The following is a 7,097-nucleotide window of genomic DNA, read 5'->3' as shown; positions in this document are numbered from 1 at the left end:
CGTGCGTCGGTGTGTGGGTGACTGGTGTGTTGTGGAATGACAGGGGGAAGCCCGACATAGACACTCGCCTCTTCGTCGGCAGCGGCAGATGGGTATAAGAGAAAGTTCCAGGCCATCGACCACTGCGTGGGCAATGTCGAACTCGGCCGGATGAACGAGTGGGTCGGCTTCTACAACAAGGTCATGGGCTTCACGAACATGAAGGAGTTCGTGGGCGACGACATCGCCACCGAGTACAGCGCGCTGATGTCGAAGGTCGTCGCCGACGGCACGCTCAAGGTCAAGTTCCCGATCAACGAGCCCGCCATCGCCAAGAAGAAGTCCCAGATCGACGAGTACCTGGAGTTCTACGGCGGCGCGGGCGTCCAGCACATCGCGCTCAACACCAACGACATCGTCGCGACCGTACGGACCATGCGGGCGGCCGGAGTCCAGTTCCTCGACACCCCGGACTCCTACTACGACACCCTCGGCGAATGGGTCGGCGACACCCGCGTACCCGTCGGGACCCTGCGCGAGCTGAAGATCCTCGCCGACCGCGACGAGGACGGCTATCTGCTCCAGATCTTCACCAAGCCGGTCCAGGACAAGCCGACCGTGTTCTTCGAACTCATCGAGCGGCACGGCTCGATGGGCTTCGGCAAGGGCAACTTCAAGGCCCTCTTCGAGGCGATCGAGCGGGAGCAGGAGCGGCGCGGGAACCTGTGAATCTCACGTGAATCCACAAGCGCTTTCGTAGAACCTTGAAACCGGTGAACGGGAGTTGACACTCTCTGGTCCTGTGGACACCATCCGGGCGTCCACAGGACCCTGGGGACTTCGACCGTGACCGACCGCATCGACCTCGACGTACCGGCGACCCGCTGGCTGAAGGAGAAAGCCCTCAACGAGGGCACGGTCCTGCAGTCCTTCGCCTTCGACGAGGTCCACCAGCACCTGTACGTCCTCCAGGTCCGGCGCGGCGGCATCGGCGCCGGCAACCTGTGCCTCAACAAGCTCGACCTCGACGGCCGGCTGCTCGGCCACATGAACCTCCAGGGCTTCGGGCACGGCGTCAGCATGGGCGTGCAGAACGCCGCCGACGGCAAGGTCTGGATCTGGACCGAGGCCGACGCGAAGGGCGGCTACGGCCAGGGCGTCACCCGTTTCCAGTTCAAGGACGGCGCCACCCGCACCGGCGAGGACGTCAAGATACGCAAGCCGATACCGGGGTCCGTCAACAACCAGCCCTCGGTCTGCATGGCCTCCAAGCGCATCGCCGTCCGCTACCGCCTCAAGGGCAAGCCGCGCTACCGGATCTGGGACCTCGACGCCTTCGTCGCCCGCGACTACGACCACCCCGTCGCCGACATCGCCCAGCCCGCCGCGCACCCCGACAAGAAGATCCCCTTCCAGGGCTACGCCCTGTACCGCGACCACATCTACCAGCTCGCCGGAACGGCCTACGACACCGAGACCAACCCGCCCGCCGAGCACGGCAACGCCTACGTCTCCTGCGTCGACATCACCGACGGCGAGCTGGTCCAGCAGCTGCGCACCGAAGCCGGCCGCTCCCTGACCCACCGGGAGCCGGAAGGCCTCGCCGTCCGCCGCAAGGGCGGCACCCGGCTGTACCTGGGCCTCGCCTCCGGGGCGGCCGGGAAGCGCCGGTTCTCCCTCTACACCAAGCCGAAGCAGTAGGGCGAACGTACGCTGGCCGCATGGCCAGGATCAACGACGTCGGCGGCACCCAGGGCTTCGGCGCCATCGACACCACCGACGACACCGAGCCCTTCCACGCGGACTGGGAGGCGCGGGTCGTCGGCCTCTTCAACACCCTGCGCGGACAGGGGATCTTCAACACCAACGAGTTCCGGGACGCGATCGAGTCGATGCCGCCCGCGCAGTACCTGGCGGCGTCGTACTACGAGCGCTGGTTCACCGCGATCTGCGCGCTGCTGGAACGCAAGGGCGTGATCGGGCCGGGTGAGCTGGATGACTGACCGCTTCCCGCCCGGCACCCGGGTGCGCACCTTCCCGCACGACCCGCCGCACCACACCCGGCTGCCCCGGTACGCGCGCGGCAAGCGGGGCGTGGTGGTGGAGCCCGAGGGCCCCGACGAACTCCCCGACATCAGCGCGCGAGGCCGCGGGGACGCCCCCGTCGAGCAGATCTACGCGGTCCGCTTCGAGGCCCGTGACCTGTGGGGCGAGGGCGACCATCACGTCGTACTGGACCTGTGGGAAAGCTATCTGGAAGAGGACCGAGCCGATGAGCGGTGACCACCACACCGATGCGACGATCGCCCGCCGGGTCCGCCGCCTGGAGACCCTGCTGGAGGAGAAGGGCGTGATCACCGGCGAGAAGGTGGACGAGGCGATCGACGCCTTCCTCGCCGCGTCGTCACCGGCGAACGGGGCGAAGGTCGTCGCCCGCGCCTGGACCGACGACGCGTACAAGGCACGACTGCTCGCCGACGGGACCGCCGCCGTACGGGAGTTGGGCCACATGGACGGCTCGTACCAGCGCCTGCGCGTCGTCGAGAACACGGCGACGACCCACAACGTCATCGTCTGCACCCTCTGCTCCTGCTACCCGCTGCGCCTCCTCGGCCCGTCCCCCAGCTGGTACAAGTCCGAGGCCTACCGCTCCCGCGTGGTGCGTGAACCCCACGGTGTGCTGCGGGAGTTCGGGCTGGAACTGCCCGACACCGTGGACATCACGGTGTGGGACTCCAGCGCCGAGTCCCGCTACATGGTGCTGCCCCGCAGACCGGAGGGGACCGAAGGGCTCGGGGAGGACGAACTGGCGGCGCTGGTCACACGCAACGCCCTGATCGGCACCGCCGCGGTCTAGGACCGCTCCTCCGTCTCCGTCTCCGCCTCCGCGTCCATCGCCGGTACGTCCTCCGCCGGCGGCTCGCCCAGCGCCGTCAGCGCCTCCCGAGCCGTCCGCGCCCGCAGCGGCGAGAAGTACGGGTTGATCACCAGCGCCTCCTGGAGGTGCCGCCGGGCCGGCCCGTACTTCTCCAACTCCCGCTCGATCATGCCCCGGTGGTACGCGTACAGCGCGCTGCGCACCCCGCCCCCGCGCACCTTGTCCGTCGCCCGCACCGCGTACCGCAGCGCCTCCTCGTCCTGACCGGCCCGGTGCAGCGCCCACCCCAGCGCGTCGGCCACCGCGATCCCGGGCTGGCGCCGCCACTCGGCCCGCAGCCGTACCACGGCCGCCTGCGGATCCCCGTGGTCCGCCTCGAACACCCCGAGCACCAGCTCCTCGTCGGCTCCGCCCGCCGCGGCACCGCGCACCCGCGCCCGCAGCAGGTCGTACTGGACCTGGGCCGCCTGCCGCAGCCCCAGCGACTCGTACAACTCGCCCAGTTCCAGGGCGTACTGCGGATCCGGCCGCTTGGCCAGCGCCACCCGGTACGCGCTCAGCGCCTCCGAGGTCCGCCCCAGCGCCGCCAGCACCCGCCCCTGCCCGGCCTGCGCGGCCCGCTGGTCGGGGTCGATACGCACCGCCTCCTGGAAGTGCCGCAGCGCCGGCTCACGGTCGCCGCGCTCCCAGGCCAGCTGCCCGACCCGCTCCAGATACGCGGCCCGTTCGGCAGGGGCCTGCGCGCCCGCCGCCGCGTCGGAGAGCTGCGCCATCGCGTCCTCGCGCCAGCCCCGGTCCCGGTAGACGGCCCCGGCCCGCGCCATCACGGCCGGCCCGCCGCGCAGCCCCTGCAACCGTTCAAGAGCCCGCTCGGTCGCCTTCCAGTCGCCGAGGCCGGTGTAGGCGTCGATCAGCGGCGGATACGTCGTCCAGCGCTTCGGATCCAGCTTCAGCGCGGCCTCGCCCCACCTCTTCGCCGCCCGGAAGTCCCGCCGCGCGTTCGCCAGCGCGGCCAGCCCGCCGAGCGCCGCTGCCTGTACGTCGTTCCCCTTGGCCCGCACCCTCAGCGACGTACGCAGCGCGTGCTCGGCCTTCGGGTAGTACGCCGGCTCCGCCGTCCGCCGCCCCTGCTCCACATACGCGGCCCCGAGCACCGCCCACGACTCGGCGTCCCGCGGATGCCCGCGCAGATGCGTCTCCCGCTCACCGATCAGCGCCGCCAGGTCCGGCAGCGCGGCCGCCACCCCCGTGGTGACCGCCGCCCGTGCCTGCGCCCCCGGGGCCGGCGCGGGCGCCTTCGGTCCCGTCGGCTGCCGGGGCAGCAGCATCAGCGTCCCGCCGAGCACCAGACACCCGGCGACGGCCGCGATCAGCGCCCGCCGTGCGCGGCGCGAACTCCGGGGGGCCGCCTCCTCATGGTTCTCCATGGCGATCACTGTGCGTCAATACGACGAGCACACCCGGGCAGGCGACGGTTGCCGCAGACGGGGTTCACACCGATGGACCCAGGTGCGACGCTGTGATCATGAGCCGTATCGAAGCGCCTCGCGACGAACAGACAGGGAACCTGGTCGACCGTCTGCTGGGCGGCCTGCCCGCCGAGGCCGTCCTGACCGACCCGGACGTCACGGCCTCCTACGCCAACGACATGGCCAGCTTCTGCCCGGCCGGCGCCCCCGCCGTGGTCGTCCTGCCACGCACGGTCGAGCAGGTGCAGCACGTCATGCGCACCGCCACCGAACTGCGCGTCCCCGTCGTCCCGCAGGGCGCCCGCACGGGCCTGTCCGGCGGCGCCAACGCCACCGACGGCTGCATCGTGCTGTCCCTGACGAAGATGGACCGCATCCTGGAGATCAACCCCGTCGACCGCATCGCGGTGGCCGAGCCCGGCGTCATCAACGCCACCCTCTCCCGCGCGGTCAACGAACACGGCCTCTACTACCCGCCGGACCCCTCCAGCTGGGAGATGTGCACCATCGGCGGCAACATCGGCACCGCCTCGGGCGGACTGTGCTGTGTGAAGTACGGGGTGACGGCGGAGTACGTCCTCGGACTGGACGTGGTCCTGGCGGACGGCCGTCTGATGTCCACCGGCCGGCGGACCGCGAAGGGCGTCGCCGGGTACGACCTGACCCGGCTGTTCGTCGGCTCCGAAGGCTCCCTCGGCATCGTCGTGGGGGCGACCCTGGCGCTGCGCCCGCGGCCGCCCGAGCAGCTGGTGCTGGCCGCCGAGTTCGCGTCCGGCGCGGCCGCCTGTGACGCGGTGTGCCGGATCATGGAGGGCGGACATGTGCCGTCCCTCCTCGAACTGATGGACCGCACGACGGTCAAGGCCGTCAACGACCTCGCCCACATGGGACTCCCGGAGACCACCGAGGCCCTGCTGCTGGCCGCCTTCGACACCACCGACCCGGCCGCCGACCTCGCCGCCCTCGGCGCGCTGTGCGAGGCGGCCGGAGCCACCCAGGTCGTGCCCGCCGACGATGTGGCCGAGTCCGAACTCCTCCTCCAGGCACGCCGGTTGTCGCTCACCGCCCTCGAAGCCGTCAAGGGCACCACGATGATCGACGATGTCTGCGTGCCCCGCTCACGGCTCGCCGAGATGCTCGAAGGCACCGAGCGGATCGCCGAGAAGTACCAGCTCACCATCGGAGTCGTCGCGCACGCCGGCGACGGCAACACCCACCCCACCGTCTGCTTCGACGCGGCCGACCCCGAGGAGTCCCGGCGCGCCCGCGAGTCCTTCGACGAGATCATGGCCCTCGGCCTGGAACTCGGCGGCACCATCACCGGCGAGCACGGCGTGGGCGTACTGAAGAAGGAATGGCTGGCGCGCGAGATCGGCCCGGTGGGGGTGGAGATGCAGCGGCAGATCAAGCAGGTCTTCGACCCGTTGGGGATCCTGAACCCCGGCAAGCTCTTCTGAGTTCCGCGGGCGGTCACTCCCCGTCCTTCGACTCGTCGCCCGGCCACGGGTCGCGCAGCCACAGGTCGTCGGCGGGAGTCGGGGCGAGCAGGTCCGCCAGGGCGTCGTCGATACCGAGCTGCTCGCCCTCAGACCCCGGGGGCACCACCCGCAGCGTCCGCTCCAGCCAGGCCGACACCTGGGCCGCGGGCGCCTCCAGGAGGGCGTCCCCGTCGGGCGAACTCAGCGCCATCAGGACGACACTGCGGCCGTCCACCTTCGTCGGCCACACCCGCACGTCCCCGTGCCCGCACGGCCGGAACACCCCCTCCACCAGCAGCTCGCGGGCGAACGTCCAGTGCACCGGGTGGTCGGAGCCGATGTGGAAGGCGACGTGGACGGCGTACGGGTCGTCGGAGCGGTAGCTGAGCCGGGCCGGGACCGGGATGCTGCGCTCGGGCGACAGAATGAGCTTGAGCTCCAGCTCGCGCTCTACCACGGTGTGCATGTCGTTCCCCTCTCGTGTCTGTCTCGTACGAGTGGAGAGAGCCGGTGCGGCCGGAACCATTACGCGGGTTCGGGAAACTTTTTTCCCGGGGGTTCACGGCATTGCTCAAAAGGAGTGGGTCCGGTGGGACTGGCCGTGGGGGTTGCGCCCGTCTGATAGATGTGGAGCCCCCCATATTCACCCCCGAGCAGATACCGGACGACGGACATGAGCGCCCCAACCCCGGCCCCCGGTGACGACAGGCCCCGCGAAGGGTATTACCCGGACCCGTCCATCCCCGGATACGTCCGGTACTGGAACGGTGTCGCCTGGGTGCCGGGCACGAGCCGTCCGGCCCCGTCGGACGGTGCGGCCCCGGCCCCCGCGTCGGTGGAGGAGACGGGCCCGCACTTCTTCGACGAGGACCCGCAGCCGGCGCCCTCCCCGTCCGACGCCCAGCACGGCAGCCGTCCCGAACCCGCGTCCGCCTGGGGCGCCGACCGCTCCCGTCAGTCCGGCTTCGGCGGCGACCAGGACCGCCGGGTCTCCTGGGGCGCGGCGGCGGGCACCGACCCCCGCGTCCCGTCGGACACGACGAGCGGCGACGGCACGGCGTCGATCCCGCCCGCGGAGTCCGAAGGGGCGGCCCCGGGCAACACGTTCGTGTTCCGCAGGCCGACGGCCGGGGGAGCGCCGGCATCCGGCCCGGGCGCACCGGCCGGCGGCGCGGGTGCCTCCGGCGGCCCCGCCTTCGGTGCCGTGAGTGGCTCTTATACACATCTCCGAGCCCACGAGACTCCTGAGCAACTCGGATGCCCTGGTCCCTATAGACAAATAAGAAAGGGTGA

The 7,097-nt window shown here is 71.0% G+C and carries 8 protein-coding genes and 1 pseudogene; 7 read left to right on the top strand and 2 right to left on the bottom strand.

The features are described from left to right. Window positions 1-96: 96 nt before the first annotated feature. From hppD to nthA, 5 genes and pseudogenes are all read left to right on the top strand, one after another. Window positions 97-708: pseudogene (gene hppD / locus HLK59_RS46690) on the top strand (4-hydroxyphenylpyruvate dioxygenase); the annotation flags it as partial. Window positions 709-825: 117 nt separating this feature from the next. Next, complete coding sequence (locus HLK59_RS46685) at window positions 826-1,680, top strand: Teichoic acid biosynthesis protein C (Precursor) (protein WP_171147763.1); 855 nt, start codon at window positions 826-828, stop codon at window positions 1,678-1,680. Window positions 1,681-1,700: 20 nt separating this feature from the next. Further along, window positions 1,701-1,982, top strand: coding sequence for an SH3-like domain-containing protein (locus HLK59_RS52230; RefSeq protein WP_171147762.1), 282 nt, complete (start codon window positions 1,701-1,703; stop codon window positions 1,980-1,982). Next, window positions 1,975-2,262, top strand: a complete 288-nt coding sequence (locus HLK59_RS52225; RefSeq protein WP_171147761.1) for an SH3-like domain-containing protein — start codon at window positions 1,975-1,977, stop codon at window positions 2,260-2,262. The genes HLK59_RS52230 and HLK59_RS52225 overlap by 8 nt, the downstream gene beginning before the upstream one ends. Continuing rightward, window positions 2,252-2,836 carry a nitrile hydratase subunit alpha gene (gene nthA, locus HLK59_RS46670; RefSeq protein WP_171147760.1) on the top strand — a complete coding sequence of 195 codons (585 nt, stop codon included), beginning with the start codon at window positions 2,252-2,254 and terminating at the stop codon, window positions 2,834-2,836. Before HLK59_RS52225 ends, nthA begins: the two co-directional genes overlap by 11 nt. Here nthA and HLK59_RS46665 read toward each other — a convergent pair. Beyond that, window positions 2,833-4,284, bottom strand: coding sequence for a tetratricopeptide repeat protein (locus tag HLK59_RS46665; RefSeq protein WP_171147759.1), 1,452 nt, complete (start codon window positions 4,282-4,284; stop codon window positions 2,833-2,835). The genes nthA and HLK59_RS46665 overlap by 4 nt on opposite strands. Before the next feature lie 92 nt (window positions 4,285-4,376). Here HLK59_RS46665 and HLK59_RS46660 point away from each other — a divergent pair, with 92 nt between their 5' ends. Continuing rightward, a complete protein-coding gene (locus tag HLK59_RS46660) occupies window positions 4,377-5,783 on the top strand; it encodes an FAD-linked oxidase C-terminal domain-containing protein (RefSeq protein WP_171147758.1) in 1,407 nt (468 codons plus the stop codon). A gap of 13 nt (window positions 5,784-5,796) precedes the next feature. Here the strand turns inward: HLK59_RS46660 and HLK59_RS46655 are convergent, their stop codons facing one another. Further along, window positions 5,797-6,270 (bottom strand): SsgA family sporulation/cell division regulator, encoded by a 474-nt coding sequence (locus HLK59_RS46655; RefSeq protein WP_171147757.1) that lies wholly within the window; start codon window positions 6,268-6,270, stop codon window positions 5,797-5,799. A 207-nt stretch (window positions 6,271-6,477) separates the two neighbouring features. Here HLK59_RS46655 and HLK59_RS46650 point away from each other — a divergent pair. Continuing rightward, a partial coding sequence (locus HLK59_RS46650; RefSeq protein ID WP_240983045.1) for a DUF2510 domain-containing protein occupies window positions 6,478-7,097 on the top strand: 620 nt, incomplete at its 3' end.

It is taken from the genome of Streptomyces sp. S3(2020), assembly GCF_013044505.1.
Classification (GTDB): domain Bacteria; phylum Actinomycetota; class Actinomycetes; order Streptomycetales; family Streptomycetaceae; genus Streptomyces.
The sequence above is the reverse complement of the archived record's forward strand: the minus strand, read 5'-3'. Positions and strand labels throughout refer to the sequence as shown.

Excerpts from the sequence above, each read along its gene's own strand:
- HLK59_RS52230 (WP_171147762.1), top strand. The coding sequence starts at position 1,701 with ATGGCCAGGATCAACGACGTCGGCGGCACCCAGGGCTTCGGCGCCATC.
- HLK59_RS46655 (WP_171147757.1), bottom strand. The coding sequence starts at position 6,270 with ATGCACACCGTGGTAGAGCGCGAGCTGGAGCTCAAGCTCATTCTGTCG.
- HLK59_RS52225 (WP_171147761.1), top strand. The coding sequence starts at position 1,975 with ATGACTGACCGCTTCCCGCCCGGCACCCGGGTGCGCACCTTCCCGCAC.
- HLK59_RS46665 (WP_171147759.1), bottom strand. The coding sequence starts at position 4,284 with ATGGAGAACCATGAGGAGGCGGCCCCCCGGAGTTCGCGCCGCGCACGG.
- nthA (WP_171147760.1), top strand. The coding sequence starts at position 2,252 with ATGAGCGGTGACCACCACACCGATGCGACGATCGCCCGCCGGGTCCGC.